The 15,977-nt window shown below is 72.4% G+C and carries 16 protein-coding genes; 1 reads left to right on the forward strand and 15 read right to left on the reverse strand.

Going from position 1 to position 15,977, the window contains the following annotated elements; translation table 11 throughout:
* Positions 1–14: 14 nt before the first annotated feature.
* Complete coding sequence (locus DLJ59_RS29540) at positions 15–875, reverse strand: S1 family peptidase (RefSeq protein WP_124776681.1); 861 nt, start codon at positions 873–875, stop codon at positions 15–17.
* A gap of 154 nt (positions 876–1,029) precedes the next feature.
* On the opposite strand from DLJ59_RS29540, the gene DLJ59_RS29545 reads away from it, so the two are divergent.
* On the forward strand, positions 1,030–2,214 hold the full coding sequence (locus tag DLJ59_RS29545; RefSeq protein ID WP_158630924.1) for a low temperature requirement protein A: 1,185 nt from the start codon (positions 1,030–1,032) through the stop codon (positions 2,212–2,214).
* 10 nt (positions 2,215–2,224) lie between these two features.
* Here DLJ59_RS29545 and DLJ59_RS29550 read toward each other — a convergent pair whose 3' ends face one another.
* The 14 genes from DLJ59_RS29550 to DLJ59_RS29615 form a co-directional block, all read right to left on the reverse strand.
* Positions 2,225–2,797 (reverse strand): nucleosidase, encoded by a 573-nt coding sequence (locus tag DLJ59_RS29550; protein ID WP_124776685.1) that lies wholly within the window; start codon positions 2,795–2,797, stop codon positions 2,225–2,227.
* A gap of 54 nt (positions 2,798–2,851) precedes the next feature.
* Complete coding sequence (locus DLJ59_RS29555; protein WP_124776687.1) at positions 2,852–5,542, reverse strand: Hsp70 family protein; 2,691 nt, start codon at positions 5,540–5,542, stop codon at positions 2,852–2,854.
* Positions 5,543–5,758: 216 nt separating this feature from the next.
* Positions 5,759–7,033, reverse strand: a complete 1,275-nt coding sequence (locus DLJ59_RS29560) for a right-handed parallel beta-helix repeat-containing protein (RefSeq protein ID WP_158630925.1) — start codon at positions 7,031–7,033, stop codon at positions 5,759–5,761.
* Between the two features lie 356 nt (positions 7,034–7,389).
* A complete protein-coding gene (locus DLJ59_RS29565) occupies positions 7,390–7,842 on the reverse strand; it encodes a GNAT family N-acetyltransferase (protein ID WP_124776691.1) in 453 nt (150 codons plus the stop codon).
* 116 nt (positions 7,843–7,958) lie between these two features.
* Entirely contained in the window at positions 7,959–8,486 is a 528-nt protein-coding gene (locus tag DLJ59_RS29570) for a DinB family protein (RefSeq protein ID WP_124776693.1), read from the reverse strand.
* 94 nt (positions 8,487–8,580) lie between these two features.
* Positions 8,581–9,288, reverse strand: coding sequence for a RibD family protein (locus DLJ59_RS29575; protein ID WP_124776695.1), 708 nt, complete (start codon positions 9,286–9,288; stop codon positions 8,581–8,583).
* Positions 9,285–9,962, reverse strand: a complete 678-nt coding sequence (locus DLJ59_RS29580; protein WP_124776697.1) for a GTP cyclohydrolase II — start codon at positions 9,960–9,962, stop codon at positions 9,285–9,287. Before DLJ59_RS29580 ends, DLJ59_RS29575 begins: the two co-directional genes overlap by 4 nt.
* Positions 9,963–10,021: 59 nt before the next feature.
* Entirely contained in the window at positions 10,022–10,960 is a 939-nt protein-coding gene (locus tag DLJ59_RS29585) for a lysylphosphatidylglycerol synthase transmembrane domain-containing protein (protein WP_124776699.1), read from the reverse strand.
* Positions 10,961–11,026: 66 nt separating this feature from the next.
* Positions 11,027–11,845 carry a class I SAM-dependent methyltransferase gene (locus DLJ59_RS29590; protein WP_124776701.1) on the reverse strand — a complete coding sequence of 273 codons (819 nt, stop codon included), beginning with the start codon at positions 11,843–11,845 and terminating at the stop codon, positions 11,027–11,029.
* Positions 11,842–12,891, reverse strand: coding sequence for a glycosyltransferase family 4 protein (locus DLJ59_RS29595; protein ID WP_244236297.1), 1,050 nt, complete (start codon positions 12,889–12,891; stop codon positions 11,842–11,844). Before DLJ59_RS29595 ends, DLJ59_RS29590 begins: the two co-directional genes overlap by 4 nt.
* Positions 12,888–13,286 carry a 6-pyruvoyl trahydropterin synthase family protein gene (locus DLJ59_RS29600; RefSeq protein WP_124776703.1) on the reverse strand — a complete coding sequence of 133 codons (399 nt, stop codon included), beginning with the start codon at positions 13,284–13,286 and terminating at the stop codon, positions 12,888–12,890. Before DLJ59_RS29600 ends, DLJ59_RS29595 begins: the two co-directional genes overlap by 4 nt.
* 2 nt (positions 13,287–13,288) lie before the next feature.
* On the reverse strand, positions 13,289–14,272 hold the full coding sequence (locus DLJ59_RS29605) for a zinc-dependent alcohol dehydrogenase (protein WP_124776705.1): 984 nt from the start codon (positions 14,270–14,272) through the stop codon (positions 13,289–13,291).
* A gap of 72 nt (positions 14,273–14,344) precedes the next feature.
* The gene (locus DLJ59_RS29610) at positions 14,345–15,286 is read right to left on the reverse strand and encodes an alpha/beta hydrolase (protein WP_124776707.1); all 942 of its coding nucleotides are present in this window, start codon (positions 15,284–15,286) and stop codon (positions 14,345–14,347) included.
* Between the two features lie 55 nt (positions 15,287–15,341).
* The gene (locus tag DLJ59_RS29615; RefSeq protein ID WP_124776709.1) at positions 15,342–15,938 is read right to left on the reverse strand and encodes a helix-turn-helix domain-containing protein; all 597 of its coding nucleotides are present in this window, start codon (positions 15,936–15,938) and stop codon (positions 15,342–15,344) included.
* Between the last annotated feature and the right edge of the window lie 39 nt (positions 15,939–15,977).

The raw sequence follows: 15,977 nt of genomic DNA on the forward strand, positions 1-15,977 counted from the left end.
CCGGTGTCCCACGGTCAGGGCAGCGTCAGCCCGTACGCGGCCAGCACCTCCCCGATCGGCTGGTAGTAGGTGGTGCCGCCGGCCGTGCAGTTGCCGGTGCCGCCGGAGAGGATGCCGAGGATGGTGCCGGTGGAGGCCACGTAGAGCGGTCCGCCACTGTCCCCCGGCTCGGCGCAGATGTTGGTACGGATCAGCCCGTAGATCACGCCGGTGGCGTAGTTGACGGTCTGGTTGAGACCGGTGACGGTGCCGCAGCGCACCCCGGTGGTGCTGCCGCTGCGGCACACCGCCTGACCGATGTAGGCGTTGCCGGGGCCGTTGATGGTCAGCAGGCCGGGGTAGGTGTAGACCGCGCTCGGGTGGGCGATCCGCCCGGTGTAGCGGATCAGCCCGTAGTCGTTGGTGGGGTAGCTGGTGGCGGTACGGGTGCCGAGCACTGTGCTCTGGGTGCTGTCGGCGTACCAGGTGGCGGCGGTGGCGGTGCAGTGCCCGGCGGTGATCACGTAGTAGGTGCTGCCGCTGCGTGCGTTCGCGCCGAGCGAGCAGCGCCCGCCGCCGCCGTAGATGCCCTGCCCGCCGGCGATCAGCGGGCGCAGCGTTCCGGGTTCGCGGCGCAGCAGCACGCCGGCCCGGTCGGCCACCGCCCGCAGCGCGCTCAGTTCGCCGGGGGTCACGGTGTCGTCGACGGTGAGGGTCATCCGCCCGGTGGTGGGGTCGAGACCCCAGGCGGTGCCCGCGGTGCGTACCCCGGTCAGCAGGGCCACCGGGTCGGCGGCGGTCGCGGCGGCCCGGTCGGGGACGGCGGCCCGCGCCGCGCCGGGCGCGACGAGCAGCAGGATGGTCAGGACGAGAGCGACCAGCGGAGAGCGGCGCATCCGAACCTCCGAAGAGATCGAGATTGATGGATGCACTGAAGCATCCCGCGGCGTCCGACGCCGTGGCAACCTCCGGCCGGCGGGAATCACCGATCCGGGGACGGGCCGCGCCGGCACCGCCCATAATCCTCGGAGACACGGCGGGAGGCCGGGCATGACCACCGGAGGCGGCGCGGCGCTGGTACGCCGTCTGGACGGGTCGACCCGGGCGACGCTGCTGGAGTTGCTCTTCGACGTGGTCTTCGTGGCCGCGCTGGCGCAGACCTCGACACTCCTCGCCGACCAGGAATCCTGGACGCGCATCCCGACGGTACTACTGATGCTGACGGCGATCTGGTGGACGTGGTCGGTCACCTCCACCACGACGGAGTTCTACGACCCGCAGCAGCGTCCCATCCAGGTCATCCTGATGGTCGCCATGGTCGGCTCGGTGGGGATGGCCGCATCGCTGCCCATGGTCACCAGAGCGCAGGCCACGGTCTTCGCGCTCGCCTACGTCGGCACCCACGTGGTGCGCGGCATCATCCTGGTCAGCACGTTGTACCGGCAGCAGCACCGCTCGGCCATAGCACGAGCCACCCGGTTCCTGTTCTGGTTTCTGGTGTCCGGCGTCCTCTGGATCGTCGGGGTGCTGGCCGACACCGCCCGGTGGTGGATCTGGGCCACCGCGATCGCCATCGACCTGCTCTCCGCGGCGGCGCGCTATCCCACACCGTGGCTCGGCCGGGTTCCTCTCGACCAGTTCGACCGGACCACCGCGCACCTGGGCGAGCGGTACCAGCAGTTCGTCATCCTGGCCCTCGGCGACATCATCCTGGTGCCCACCCTGGAGCTCGGCCGCAGCGAATTCGACCGACTCAGAATCGCCGCCCTGCTCTGCGCGTTCGCCATCATGCTGCTGCTCTGGCAGATCTACGTCTACCAGGCCGGCGAGTTGCTCGAGACCGCGGCCGCGTCAGCGACCGGCCGGTCCACCCGGATTGCTCCCTACACCCATCTGGTGCTGCTGGTCGGCGTGCTCGTCACGGCGGCCTCCTTCGACCTCGTCGTCGACCGACCGAGCGGGACGACACCGGTGCGGTGGCTGACGCTGATCATCGGCGGACCGCTGGTGTTCGTGCTCGGCCGGGCCCTGTTCGCCTATCTGCTGTCCGGCCGCGTGCCGTGGGGGCGAGTGGCGTCGCAACTGCTACCCCTCCTGTTACTGCCCTGGGCCGGCGGCTGGCCACCCGTGCTGGTCACCGCGATCGTGGCCCTCGCGCTGGCCATGCACGTCCTGTTCCCCAGGGGCGGCCGGGAAACCAGGCGAGGGCTCGGACCGCGACGGCCGGCCGGATGACCCTCGACGGTCAAGCGAGGTGTCGAGCGGCCCAGTCGGCGAGGTCCCGGGCGCAGGCGTCGACCGACTCCTGCCAGGTCCGGGCCGCGCCGTCGCCCGCCTCGTCGCTGACCTGCTTGACCAGCCGGCACGGCACACCGGCCTGCGCGGCGGCCCAGGCCACCGCGTACCCCTCCATGTCGACCAGGTCGGCGCGCTGCGCCAACCGGTCCCGCTGCGCGTCGTCGGCCACGAAGGTGTCACCGGTGGCCAGCACCGCGCCCTCGGCGGCCAGCGACAGCGGCGCGCCGTACGTCTCGCCGGTGAGGGTGCGCAGCAGGTCGGTGTCCAGGTCGTGCTGGAGCACGGTGGCGACCTCGTGGATGCCGGCCAATCCGGGCCGCAGCGCCCCGGCCGTGCCCAGGTTGAGCAGCAGGGCGGGGCGCGGCCCGGCGGCCAGCACCGCGGCCACCGCGCTGGCGGCGTTCACCTTGCCCATGCCGGTGAGCAGGACCGGTAGCTCGGGCGGCAGGTAGCGGGCCTCCTCCCCGACGGCGAGCACCACCAACGGACGATCGGCGCGGACCGTACCTCGAAGATTCACCGGAGCATCGTACGAGCCGGCCCGAGGGCCGTTGACGTCAGTCGCCGGTTGACGTCAGTCGTCGGTGAAGCGGTACAGCACGAAGTCCTTCTCCGCGCCGCAGGCGATCACCCGGGTGTTCCACGAGCAGGACGAGCTGCGCACGGCCTTCAGCTCACCCAACTCGTCGGGCTCGCCCGACTCGGCCCACACTCCGGCCAGCACCCGGTTGTCGACGACCACGCTGGGCGCCTTGGCGAAGACCAGCAGGTTGCCCTCGTCGAGGCGGACCGCCACCCCGCCCCGGTCCCGCAGCACCGGCGTGCCGGCGGCGTCGAAGACGGTGACGGTCGGCTCCGGGGACTCCCGCTGGGCAAGCAGTTGCTCACCCAACGGGACCAGGCCGGTCACGCCCGGCGCCGACCATGTGATCGCGCTCTCGCCCTCGGTGACCGCCACCACCTCGGTGCGCGAAACGTCACTGTTCGGCACCTGCAACAGGCAAGCCCGCCGCTCACCGCAGGCGACCAGTTCCTTCGGGCGGTACTGGTCGTTGCCGGACCGGTGCAGCACCACCGGCTCGGCGTCGGAACCCAGGTCGTACGCGAGCAGCTGGTAACCACCCTCGTTGGCGGCCACGTACAGGCGGTCCTCGTGGGCGACCACCAGGTCGTCGAGGTCGGCGACGCTGCCCCACTGGCGTAGCACCGCGCCGGATGCCATGTCGAGCAGCCGCACCGACCGGTCCGCACCCACCTGGACGAGTCGCCGCCCCTTGCTCGGCCACGGGTTGCGGGGCGTGCCGTCGAGGAAGGCCGGCCCGCCCGCCGCCGCGTCGGTGCCGACCGGCCGGACCACGGTACGGCCACCGGCGTACTGGTCGCGGGGGTTGGGTTCGGTCCACTTCACCGAGCCGTTGGTCAGGCGCAGGCCGACCAGTTCGTCTGCGGCCCGGTCCACCAGCACCGCCGTGTCGTCGGCGAAGTAGACGTCGTCATTACCACGGAGAACGCGCTGCCAGCGCTGCTCGCCGGTACGACCGTCGAGGACTGCCAACGGTCGGGGGGTGCTGTCGCCGGGCGCGTCGGCGAGGACCGCGACCGCCCCGGGAACGGCGATGATCGCCTCCCAGTCGTCGGCCCGCACGTCGGTCTGTTCGCGCCACACCTCGCGGCGGTTGCCCGTGTCGACGGCCACCACCTCCAGCCGGTCGTCCGGCAGCGGAAACGCGAGGTAGGCCCGGTCGTCGAGCACCGCCGTCCACATGTTGGCCGAACGTTCGGCGCCGGCCGGCACCCGGGTCAGCTCGCGCAGCGATGTGAACTCCAGGTCCGGGTAGCGGTCCCGGGTGAGGTAGAGCGTCGCCGCGGTGGCCACCCCGGCCAGGGCCAGCACCGCGCCGAGCACGACCCAGCGCCCCCGCCACCAGCGGGTCCCGCCGCCCGGCGGGGTCGGGGTGGCGCCGGCCAGGCCCGGCCCGGGCGGCGGGCCCGCCGGCGGGGTGGATCCCGGCCAGGGCTGCGACGGTACGACCGGTGCGAGGGCTCCGGCCGGGCCGGGCGGGCTCACCGGAGCGGGCGCGGGTGGTGCGAGTGCCGCACCCGCGTACGCCGGGGTGGGCGTCGGCTTCCGCAGCGGCAGGTCGGTCAGTGCGCCCTCGGCCACCGGCAACTCGGGCTGGTCCAGCACCGTCGGTGCGATCCCCAGCTCGGCGTGGAGCATGCGGGCCACCAGCGGGATCCGTGACGACCCGCCCACCAGGAACAGCCCGGCGAGCTGATCGGGGCGGAGGCCGGCGGCGGCGATCACCTCCCGGGCCCGCTGCACCGCCCGTTGCAGCAGCGGCGTCGCCACCCGCTCGACGTCCGCCCGGGTCAGATGGATCGTCTCGGCCACTCCCGGCACCGCGACCGGCGCGACAGCAGCCCGGGACAGGGTCTCCTTCGCACCTCGCACCTCGTCCCAGAGCCGGATCTGGTCGCGACGCTGCGCCGGATCCGCCGGTCGGGTGAGCCGGGCCCACTGCGCGGCGTGCCGCTCACCGACCAGCTCGCCGACCCGCCGCACCAGCGCGGCGTCGAGGTCCAGGCCGCCCAGGTCGGGCAGGCCACCGTCGGCGACCACGCTGAAGCCGGAGTCACCCCAGGGGTCCGCGCCCTCGTTGCGCAGCACCGCCACGTCGAGCGTCCCGCCGCCGAAGTCGAACACCGCGATCGCGTCGCCGACCGGCACCGGGCGGTGCAGCACCTGCGTGTAGTAGCGGGCGGCGGCCACCGGCTCCCGCAGCAGTCGGGTGCCCGGCGGCGTCGGCCCGGCGAGGGTGTGCTCGGCCGCCTGCGGCCAGCCCGCCCGCAGCAGCGCGTCGGCGAGGACCTGCCGTCGCGTCGCGTCCCAGGCGGCCGGGCAGGTGACCACGGCCGGGGGGAGGAAACCCACAGCTCCCACCGCGGCCCGCGCGACCGCCGCCAGCACCGCGGCGAGCAGGTCGGCCGGCGGGTACGCGTGCTCGCCGAGCCGCACTGTCGGCTCGTCCACCCGACGCTTCGGGTTCGCCTCGAACCGGGCCGGGTCGGCCTGCGCCAGCCGGCGGGCGTCCCATCCGCTGTGCAGGGTGCCGTCCGGGTCGGCGTAGACGGCGGACGGACTGAGCGGTTGACCGTCCATCAGCAACGGACGGGTCCGCCCGTCCGGCCAGCGCAGCACCGCCACCGTGTTGGAGGTACCGAGGTCGATGCCGAGAGCGAAACCCTCGTGCTGGCCTGCCATTGCCCGATACCTCCGCCGCGACGAGGGGAACTCGACCCCGCATCGTACGCAGGCCCCGCCGCACTGCTGATCACTCGGTCAGTCACACTCGCAGCCGTCAAGACGATTGGCGTCCGCGGGAGAGCGGGGATCGGCGCGACAGCCCGAACGGCTCAGCGCAGCGGTCGACCTACCGACCGCCGGAGCACGTCGCGGCGCTCGGGCGGCGGCGTCACGTCACAGCTGAACGTTGTCGGCGAGCACGGTGCCGGTCGCGCCGTTGCTGATGCCGCCGGCACCCAGCGAGCGCCATCGTGTGCCGGTGACCGTCATACCCACCCCGCTGGTGATCGCGACCGCATGCTTCGCATTGCCGTAGGCGACGTTGTCGCGGGCGGTGACCCGGTTCGAGCCGACGATGTCGATGGCGCTGTAGGTGTTGGGCGTCTGGTAACCGGCGTCGGAAACCGTGTTGTGCGCGACCTCGGTGATGTCGACGCCGCTCAGGTGGATGCCCTGCTGGAGCGGTCGGTAGATCCGGTTGCCCAGCACGCGCACCAACTCGGCGTTGACCACCTTCACTCCGTAGCTGCCGGCACCCGCTACGTGGATGTCGTTGTCGGACACTGTGATCCCGGTGACCTGGGAGAGGTTGTTCCGGGCGATCTGGACGCCGCCGTCGGTGGGCTCGGTGATGGTGTTACCGACGATGGTGACCCCGATGACCAGGGCCGGGGTCACCGTCTCCTGGCTGAGGACTCGCACCCCGCGCTGGGGCCGGTTGAAGGTATTGCCGTTGACGACAATGTTGGAGCTGGACGGGTCGCCGACGAAGACGCCGTCCTTGCCACCCTTGGTGCTGTTGCCGGCGATGGTGATCGTGTTACAACCCCAGCAGTCGATGCTGTTGTCGTCGAAGCCGACGACCGTGTTGTCGGCAATCTTGCCGTTGCGGCCGTGGCGGTTCGAGATGCCCTGCGAAATCGCAACGGGGGGACTGACCGCGGTGATGACGTTGGACTGACAGGTATAGAAGTTGATGCCAACCGCAGCCGAATCGCCGCGGAAGATGATGCCCCAGTTGCAATTGAGGACTCGGTTGTCGGTGACAGCGCAGAAGTCGGCATCGGCGACGTAGATCGAGCTGCGATAGTTGTTGTCGGCCACCGTGGAGCCGTGCCCGCAGTGGTCGAAGAAGCAGCCGGTGACTGTGACATGGTGCGCACCGGAAGAGACGGACACGCCTGAGGCGCCGATGTTCGTAAACCGACAGTTGACAATGGAGCTGTACTGAGCGTCACCCTCGACGATCACACCGACGCCACCCGGCTGGCTTGTTCCGTCGAAGTTGAGGCCGTCGAGCGAGTGGCGCGCCCTGCCCAGACGCATCAGGTTGACTGCCGCACCCGCCTTGATGGTGGCACCGTGACCTCGCAATATCTGCGGCACGCTCCGGTAGACCGTGAGCGTGTTCGTGATCAGGTAGACGTTGTCCGGCCCGCCGAAGTCCACGGCCCGGCCCTGCGACAGGCACCGCTGCACCGCCGCGGTGTCGTCCGTGACACCGTCACCAACCGCGCCATAGTCCTTCGGCGACACCACCGACGTGTCGGAACCCGCCGCCATCGCCGGCTCAGCGGCGGTCAGCGCCGCAGCTCCCGCGAGCACCGGCGTGCCGTAGAGCAGAGCGCGGCGGCTAAGGCTGTTCTTCGTCATGTCGAGCGATCCCCGTAGATTGGCTTCGCAACGCTGGGAGCCTACGCGGGGTAGGTCCGACGCGGTGCCCCTCGGAATGGGGCGGCAGTCACCACCGTCGCGCCCGCCGACCGCAGCTTAGGCCATCGAACAACCGGGGTGACGCCACCTGGTCAGTGGACGGACCGGACGGCGACGATCTGACCTCCGCTGGTCTCCCCGGTCGGACGGAATCCGAGGGTGAGATAGAACCCCTCCGGGCCGTCCTCCCCCGATTCCCAGGTCGTGTAGATCTGGTCGTGCCCTCGGCTGCGGGCCTCCGCACGGACGGCGTCCACCGCGAAGCGGCCGTACCCCCGGCCCTGGTGCTCGGCGGCGATGTTCAGCCGCCACAGGCCCGAGCGCCTGTCGTCCGGTCGATCCCACTCGATGTCGAAGAAGCCCATCAGGAAGCCGACGATCTCACCACCCTCCACGATCAGACGTGGCCAGGCGATTTCGGGCTGCGCGTACGCCTCGGCAAGGGACCAGGCGACCGGGGACGAATACTTCTCCTGGTCGGGTCGCACCTGCAACCGGCACGCGGCTTCCACGTTATGTTCAGTGATCTTCACCAGTCCGGGCACGCCCGCCACCCTATCGAGCGGAGTCCCCCCCCAGCAGGCCGTCGAGCGGCCCGCACCGACCGCACCGGAACCAGGTGTCAGGACGTTGACCAGCGCGACGCAGTCCTGGTCCGCCCTTAGACCGGCTGCGCCGCGCGCATCAGCCGGAGCTGGCCGATCTCCGCGACGTTCTTCATCAGCTCGGAGTTGACCCAACCGATCGTGTGCGTGACGGTGTGGTGGGTCCCGTCCGGCCAGGGGAACGTCGCGATACGGTCGAGGTCACCCTCGCTGAGCTGGTCGAGCAGACCCAGCCACTCGGAGCGCAGGCCACGCAGCCAGGCGACACTCGGCTCGCCCGCGCCCGGCCAGGCGACCGCCGTGCGGTCCCGAGCGGGCACCCCCCGGAGATGGTCCATCGTCACCGTCCACCACCAGCCGACGTGCCAGGTGAGCCAGCCGATCGTCGGCACCGGGACCGGGTCGGGTTCGGTGTCGGCCCAGTCCGGGGTCCAGGTGCCGTCCATGCCCTGCCGCACCGACCAGCAGTGGGCGGCCGGCTCCCAGAGGAAGTCCGCACCATCGAGTCGCTCGAGGTGGTACTCGAACAGCGACCAGGTCAGGTCGAACTGCCAGCGCAGAAGGGCCAGCGGCGGAACGGACATCAGGGGATTCTGCCCGGGCGCCGGCACCGCCGTCGACAGAATATTCACCCGACGGCTCGCGACGGAGCCCGGCGGCTCGGTGCGCAGGCCCCCATCAGTCGGCGGGGCAGCGGGCGGAGAGGGCGTAGCGGAGCAGGACCACGTCGCCGATCTGGCGGGCCTCGGCCAGGCGGGCGCGGCGACCCGGGTGCCAGGGGAAGCGACCCTCGCCGACGAACCGGGGCGCCCGGCCGTCACCGACGAAGAACGGGGCGACGACCAGGTGCAGTTCGTCGGCGAGACCGGCGGCGAGGAACTGGGCGTGCACCGTCCCGCCGCCCTCCACCATCAACCGCCGTACGCCCCGCGCGGCCAGGTCGGTCAGCAACCACCCCGGGTCGACGGGCTCACCCGCGTCGATGACGGTGGCCAGTCGGCCGAGGCGTTCCTGGGTCTTCTCCAGCGCCCCCGTGGCGCAGTAGACGAGCCGGGCCGGATCGCCGGCGGTGAAGAAGCGGGCGGCCGGGTCGAGATCGCCCTGGGCGGTCAGGGTGACCTTGGTGGGCGACGCGGGCCGACCGGCCGTCACCCGCTCGGCCCGGCGATTCGGGGAGCGCACCAGCAGCCGAGGGTCGTCACGTCGGACGGTGCCGGCGCCGACCAGGATGGCATCGCAGCTGGCCCGGACCGCGTCGACGCGGTCCAGGTCCTCGTCGTTGGAGAGCAGTAAACGCTGCGAGGAGGCGTCGTCGATGTACCCGTCGATGGAGGCGGCGCAACTCAGCAGCACGTACGGTCGCGTCGGCTCCGGCCGCCGACTCATCGGGGCCGCTCACTGGTACGACCCGCGAGCGCATCCATCGCCTCGACCTCCGCCGCCTTGGCCGCCTTTGCCGCCAGGTAGTCCGCGTTGGCCGGCGACAGAAAGACGCTGGTGAGCACCCGTTCGGCAACGTCCACACCCAGCCGGGTCAACTGGTCGGCCTTGTCCGGGTTGCTGCTCAGCAGGCGGACCCGGGGCACGCCCAACGTGGCCAGCATCTGCGCGGCGGCCGTGTAGTCCCGCTCGTCCTCACCCCGGCCCAGCGCGACATTGGCCTGGTAGGTGTCCAACCCGGCGTCCTGCAACGCGTACGCGTCCAGTTTGGCGTACAGGCCGATGCCACGGCCCTCCTGTCGAAGGTAGAGCAGAAAACCTCCGGTCTCGGCGATCCTCTGCACCGCCTCGCGCAGTTGCGGGCCACAGTCGCAGCGTTGGCTGCCGAACACGTCGCCGGTCAGGCACTCGCTGTGCGGACGGACCAGCGGGGCCTCTCCCCCGGCCGCGAGCCGGCCCAGGGAGCCGGCCCAGTCGCCGAGACCGAGGGCAAGGTGCTCCCGACCGTCCACCAGGCCCTTGAACGTGAACACCCGGACGGTCGTGGCGTAGCCATCCGGAAACGCCAGCGGCACCGTGACCTGCGTGCGGATCGTGGCAACCGGCAATGCTTCGGGCATGGGACTCCTTCGTCCGGCGCCGCCGCCGTCCGGCGACGCGTACCGTCTCACAACCGACTTCAACAGCCGCCGCCGGAGACGGCTTCCCGGGCGGCGACCGGAATTCGCCGCCGACGGGCCAGCAGCACGGCGGCGCCGGGAAGGCTGGCCACCAGCACCAGTGCACCGTAGACGGTGGCGGTGGCGACACCCTCGGCCGCGCTGAGGCCGGCCGCGCCGAACACCCACGCCGCCACCCCCTCCCGCGGCCCGAAGCCGGCCACGTTCAACGGTAGTCCCATGGCGAGCAGGGCGAGCAGCGTCAACGGCAGCAGTCGGGACAGCGGGGCGTCCGATCCGGCGGTACGCGCCGCCACCAGGAAGGTGGCCAGGTGGCCGGCGACCATCACGGCCGAGGCGACCAGCACACCGAACCAGGTGCGCCGTGCCAACAGTCCCGACCGCACGTCCGCCACGGCGGTACGCAGCGCCGCCGCCCAGCGGGACCCGCCGCCGTTCGGAAGCACCCGGGCCACCAGCACGGCGACCAGCCCACCGGCGACGAGCAGCGCGGCGACGACCGGCAGGTACCGCCGCACCGGGGACGGGAAGGCCGCGAGCACCACCAGCGCGACTCCGACCAGGACCACCTGCCCGGCGGTCCGCTCCCAGACCACCGCGCGGATGCCCCGGCTGACGTCACCGGCGTCGCGGCCGTGGCGGACCGCCCGGTGCACGTCGCCGATCACCCCGCCGGGCAGGGTGGCGTTGAGGAAGACAGCCCGGTAGCAGTGCGCCACCGCGGTCGCCAGTGGCAGGCGGACGCCGAGGCCGCCGGCGACCAGGCTCCACCGCCACGCCGCGCAGACCGTGGTGAGCACCCCGATGACCAGCGCCGCTGCCAACGCCGGCGCGTCGATCAGTCGTACTCCGGCGAGGAACGGGCCACTGCCCACCTGCCACAGCAGGACGGCGAGCAGACCCACCCCGCCGACCACTCGTGCCCAGGCCCAGAACATCGGCGCCGGCCCTCCCCTTGAAGATCGTCCACTTGCCCTAGTGCACGTACCCAGGGCGTGAACGGTTCATCCACCGGCGAGGAGGTCGGTGTGGTCGACCAGCACGGTGAGTCGACCGGCCGCCGCGTCGGCCAGCCGACGTCGGGCGTACGCCTGGGCGGGGCCGGCCAGGTCGGTGCGCTGCTCGCAGGCCGCCCGGAGCCAGCCCCGGAACCACTCGGCGGCCAGGTCGGCCTGCTCCGGGCCGAGACGCCACGGGCTGGGTCGTTCCCGCACGTCGACGCCGCGCCGGGCGAACGCGGCGGCGGTGGCGGCGCCGGCATCCGGGCCGAGCAGCCGCCGGCCCTCGACGGTACGCCGCTGGTGGTCGTTGAACGCCGCTCCGACCGCCTCGTCGAGCGGGTCGGCCGGGGTGAACCTGACCTTTCCGGTCACCGAGATGGCGAACAGGGCGGGCCGGCCGGCGCACGCCGCCACCACCCGTTCGACCTCCTCCGCGGTGAGCATGTCCAGCAGCGCGGACGCGGTGACCAGGGAGGCGTCGGCGAGGTCGGCGGCGGTCAGCCGGGTGAGGTCACCGCAGCGGGTCTGGACGGTGACCGGGGCACCGTCGGCGGCTCGCACCCCGGTCATGCCCTCAGCGGCACGGGCCAGCAGGTCCGCGTCCCGGTCGTGCAGCACCCAGTGCTGCGGTCCGGGCAGCCGGGCGGCCAGCCAACGACTCATCGAGCCGGTGCCGCTGCCCAGGTCGTGGATCACCGTTGGATGCTCGCCGGTCAACCGGACGCGCACCGCCTCCAACAGGTCCTCGGCGCGTGCCGCCGCGTCGGCCGGCTCGCGCAGCATCAGCCAGTCGGCGAACGGCAGGGTCTCCTCGACGGTCATCCCGCCACCTCCTTCAGCACTGCGGCCAGCAGCGCGGTGGTCACCGGCCAGTCGGTCAGGGTGTCGCGCCGGGCGAGGGCCGCACGCCGCAGCCGATCCCGCAGCTCGTCGTCGCCCAACCACCAGCTCAACGCGCCGGCCAGCGCGGCCGGGTCGTCCGGCGGGACCAGCAGCCCCGGAACGTCACCGTCGGGGGTACGGCCCAGCGCCTCCGGTAGTCCGCCCACCTGGGTGCCCAGCACCGGTAGGCCCCGGGCCAGTGCCTCGGTGACGACCATGCCGTACGTCTCGCCTCGCGACGGCAGCACGAGCAGGTCGGCGCTGGCGTACGCGGCGTCGAGCGCCGCACCGGTCAGCGGGCCGGCCAGTCGGACCCGGTCGGCGAGCCCCGCGCTGGCGAGCCGGTCGCGCAGCCGGCGCACCAGCGCGGGCTCCCGGGTCAGCGTGCCGGCACAGACCAGCGTCCAGGGCCCCTCGGCCACCACGGACAGGGCGTCGACCAGCACGTCGTGGCCCTTGTGGTGGGTGACCGCGGCCACGCAGAGCAACCGGCCGCCGGTGGCCGAACCGGGGGGCGCCGGCGGCGCGGGCGTCACGCCCGGCGGCGCGACCCGGACCCGGTCGGCCGGCAGCGAATGGCGGGCCAGCAGGCGGCGGCGGGTCCAAACGCTAGTGGTGACGACGGCCCGCGCGGCGGCGAGCGCTCGCCCCTCGGCCTCGTCGTTGAGCGGCATGTGCACGAGGACGACCAGGCGCAGCCGGCGGGCCTGCGGGGCGAGCAGGTCCGGCACGGCCGAGGCGACCAGACCGTCGAGCAGCACCACGGCGTCGTCGGGCGCGGCGGCCAGCAGCGTTGCCAACTCCGCCCGTTCGGCCCGGCCGGGATGCGGCCACGCCCCGGGCACCGTGTGTTCGCGCACCACCCAGCCGGCCTCGCCGAGCCCCGCGCAGATCCGCCGGTCGTAGGTGTTGCCGCCGCTGGGCGTGGCCGGGTCGTCGATGTCACCGGGCAGGACGACGTGCACCGCCCGGCCCGCATCGGTCACAGCGACCGCTCGTAGCTCGCCCAGGCGATGTGCGACTCGTGCAGGGTGATCGTGATGCCGGTCAGGTCGCGCGCTCCCGGGCCCAGCTCACCGGCGTGCACCCGGTCGACCAGTCGGTCCGCGACAGTACGGGCCAGCACCTCCGTGGTGGTGTTCACCCCGGCGAAGGCCGGCTCGTCGTCGAGGTTGCGGTAGGTCAGCTCGCTCAGCACGGCCCGCAACTGCTCGGTGGCCAGGCCGATGTCCACCACGATCCCGTCGGCGTCCAGGTCGGGCCGACGGAACGTCGCGTCCACCACGAACGTCGCGCCGTGCAGGCGTTGGGCGGGCCCGAACACCTCGCCCCGGAAACTGTGGGCAATCATCATGTGGTCCCGAACGGTCACGCTGAACACGGTCACTCCCCGTCGTCGTAGGTGATGAGGTGGCAGAGGGCGGGCAGGTCACCCGAGCTGAGTCGGGCGAGCACGTCGGGCAGCTCCGCGAACCGGGACGCGCCGGTGATCAACGCGTCGAAGGCCGGGTCGTCGAGCAGGTCCAGGGCGAGCGCCAGGCGATCGGCGTAACTGCGCCGCCCCCGTCGGGCGGGTGCCACCATGCCGACCTGGCTGCTGCGCACGGTGAGTCGACCGGAGTGGAACGCACCGCCCAGCGACACCTGCACCGGGCGGTCGCCGTACCAGCTCAGCTCGATGACCGTGCCCTCGGGGGCGAGCAGGTCCAGCGACTGTTGCAGGCCGGCGGCGCTGGCGCTGGCGTGCACGACCAGGTCCCGGTCGCCGCGGGCGTCGGCCGGGTTGGCGAAGTCGACACCGAGCGCCCCGGCCACGCCGGCCCGACGCGCGTCGGTGTCGACCAACTCGACCTGTACGCCGGGGAACCGGGCGAGCAGCGCCGCGACGCAGCACCCCACCATGCCCGCGCCGATCACGGTGACCCGGTCGCCGACCAGCGGCGCGGCGTCCCACAGTGCGTTGACGGCGGTCTCCACCGTGCCGGCGAGCACCGCCCGGGCCGGAGGCACCCCGTCCGGCACGGGCACCACGGCGGTGGCGGGCACGACGTACGCGCTCTGGTGCGGGTGCAGACAGAAGACCGTCCGCCCGAGCAGCTCCGGTGGGCCCTGCTCGACCACGCCGACGCTGAGGTAGCCGTACTTCACCGGGCCGGGGAAGTCACCCTCCTGAAAGGGCGCGCGCATCGCGGCGTGCTGGTCGGCGGGCACCTGGCCGGCGAAGACCAGCGTCTCGGTGCCCCGGCTGACCCCGGAGTAACTGGCCCGGACCAGCACCTCGTCGGGGCCGGGGGCGGTCAGCGACACCGGCCGGATCTCGGCCGCGCCGGGTTCACGCACCCAGCAGGCGTACGCCTCGCGGATCACCGTCGCGCACCTCACGTCTGCTCCGGGCCGAACCGATCGGCCATGTCGGGGTCCCCCGATCGGGGTTGTCGATCATAAACACGGAGGTACGGCGCGCACGGTTCGAAGCTCGCCCGACACAACCACGTCATCGGCGATCACCGGCTCACCCTGGTGAGGCGGCAGCACCCCGGGGTCGGGGGCGAGCACCTGGCTGAAGAACGCCAGAGTGTCGCGGATCAGCGGTTCCAGCGGCACCCCGCCGAAACAGTGGTCGGCCCCCCGCACCACCGACAACTCGACCTCGGCACCCGCCGCGGTCAACGCCGCGGCAAGCTCTTCGCTCTGCCCTACCGGCACGACCAGGTCCTGGTCGCCGTGGATCAGCAGCACGGGCGGGGCCTGCTCGGTGACGAAGCTGATCGGGCTGGCCGCCCGGCCCAGCTCTGGGTTCCCGGCCAACGGGGCACCGATCAGCAGGGACTCGGGCGAGTCTGCGGCGTCGTGGTCGATCGTCCCGGCCGGAAGGGCCTGCGCCTGAATGGTCAGCAGGTTCGACGGGGCATACCAGCAGACCGCGGCCCGCACGCGGGTGTCGTCCTGGTCCTCCCCCGTCAACGCGAGCATCGAGGCCAGATGCCCACCGGCCGACTCGCCCCACACAGCGATCCGCTCACGGTCCACGCCCACCGTGTCGCCGTGTCGGCGCAGCCAGCGCACGGCCGCCTTCACGTCGTCGAGTTGCGCCGGGAAGTGCGCCTCACCGCTGAGCCGGTACTGCGCGGAGGCGACCGCGAATCCGGCCCGGACGGCGGCGGTGAACGGATCCGCCTCCATGAGCCAGTCCGGCGGCTGCTTGGGCGAGCCGAACAGCCACGCGCCGCCGTGGATCCACACCAGGACCGGGACCGGATGGGGGGCGTCCACCGGCACCACGAGATCCAGTGTCAGCGGGCGGAAGCCCGGGACCTCGTTCACCACGATGTCGCGGTGCTCGACCCGGTCGGTCCAGTCGCGGGGTGCCGCATCGATCATCACGTCATCTTCGCACCACCGGCCCCGGGCGCGCCGAGTCACGACCTTGAATTGATCACTGCTGCTTGTCGGAGGTGGCGGGGCGGGCCCGGACGTGCAGCCGCTCCCCCTGCGGCCCGAAGAGACTGAGCGCTTCGGCGGTGCCGGGGCCGGGGTTGAAGAAGAGGTGCGGGACGCGGGTGTCGAACTCGGCCACCTCGCCCGGGGTCAGCGTCAGATCACGGTCGCCGAGCAGCAGGCGCAGGCGGCCGGAGAGCACGTAGAGCCACTCGTACCCCTCGTGGGCCTGCGGGATCCGGCCTCCGGCGGACGGGTCCGGCGGGAAGATCTGCTTGAACGCCTGCACACCGCCGGGCCGGCGGGTCAGCGGCAGGTACGTCACGCCGTGGATGATGATCGGTTTGGGGCGTACCCGGGGGTCTCCGGTGGCTGGGGCGTCGACCAGTTCGTCGAGCGCCACCTGGTAGGCCCGCGCCAGCGGGAGCAGCAGCTCCAGGGTCGGTCGACGGGTTCCGGACTCCAGCCGGGACAGGGTGCTCACCGAGATGCCGGTCAGGTCGGCGAGCTGGGTCAGCGTGGTGCCGCGTTGGTGACGTAGGGCACGCAGCCGGGGGCCGACGGCCGCCAGCGCGGCGCTGTCCTCGTTTGCCATAACGGCAAGGATAGTTGCCACCTTGCTGGCGGCGACGGA

Source organism: Micromonospora inaquosa (assembly GCF_003857055.1).
In the GTDB taxonomy this organism is placed as follows: domain Bacteria; phylum Actinomycetota; class Actinomycetes; order Mycobacteriales; family Micromonosporaceae; genus Micromonospora; species Micromonospora inaquosa.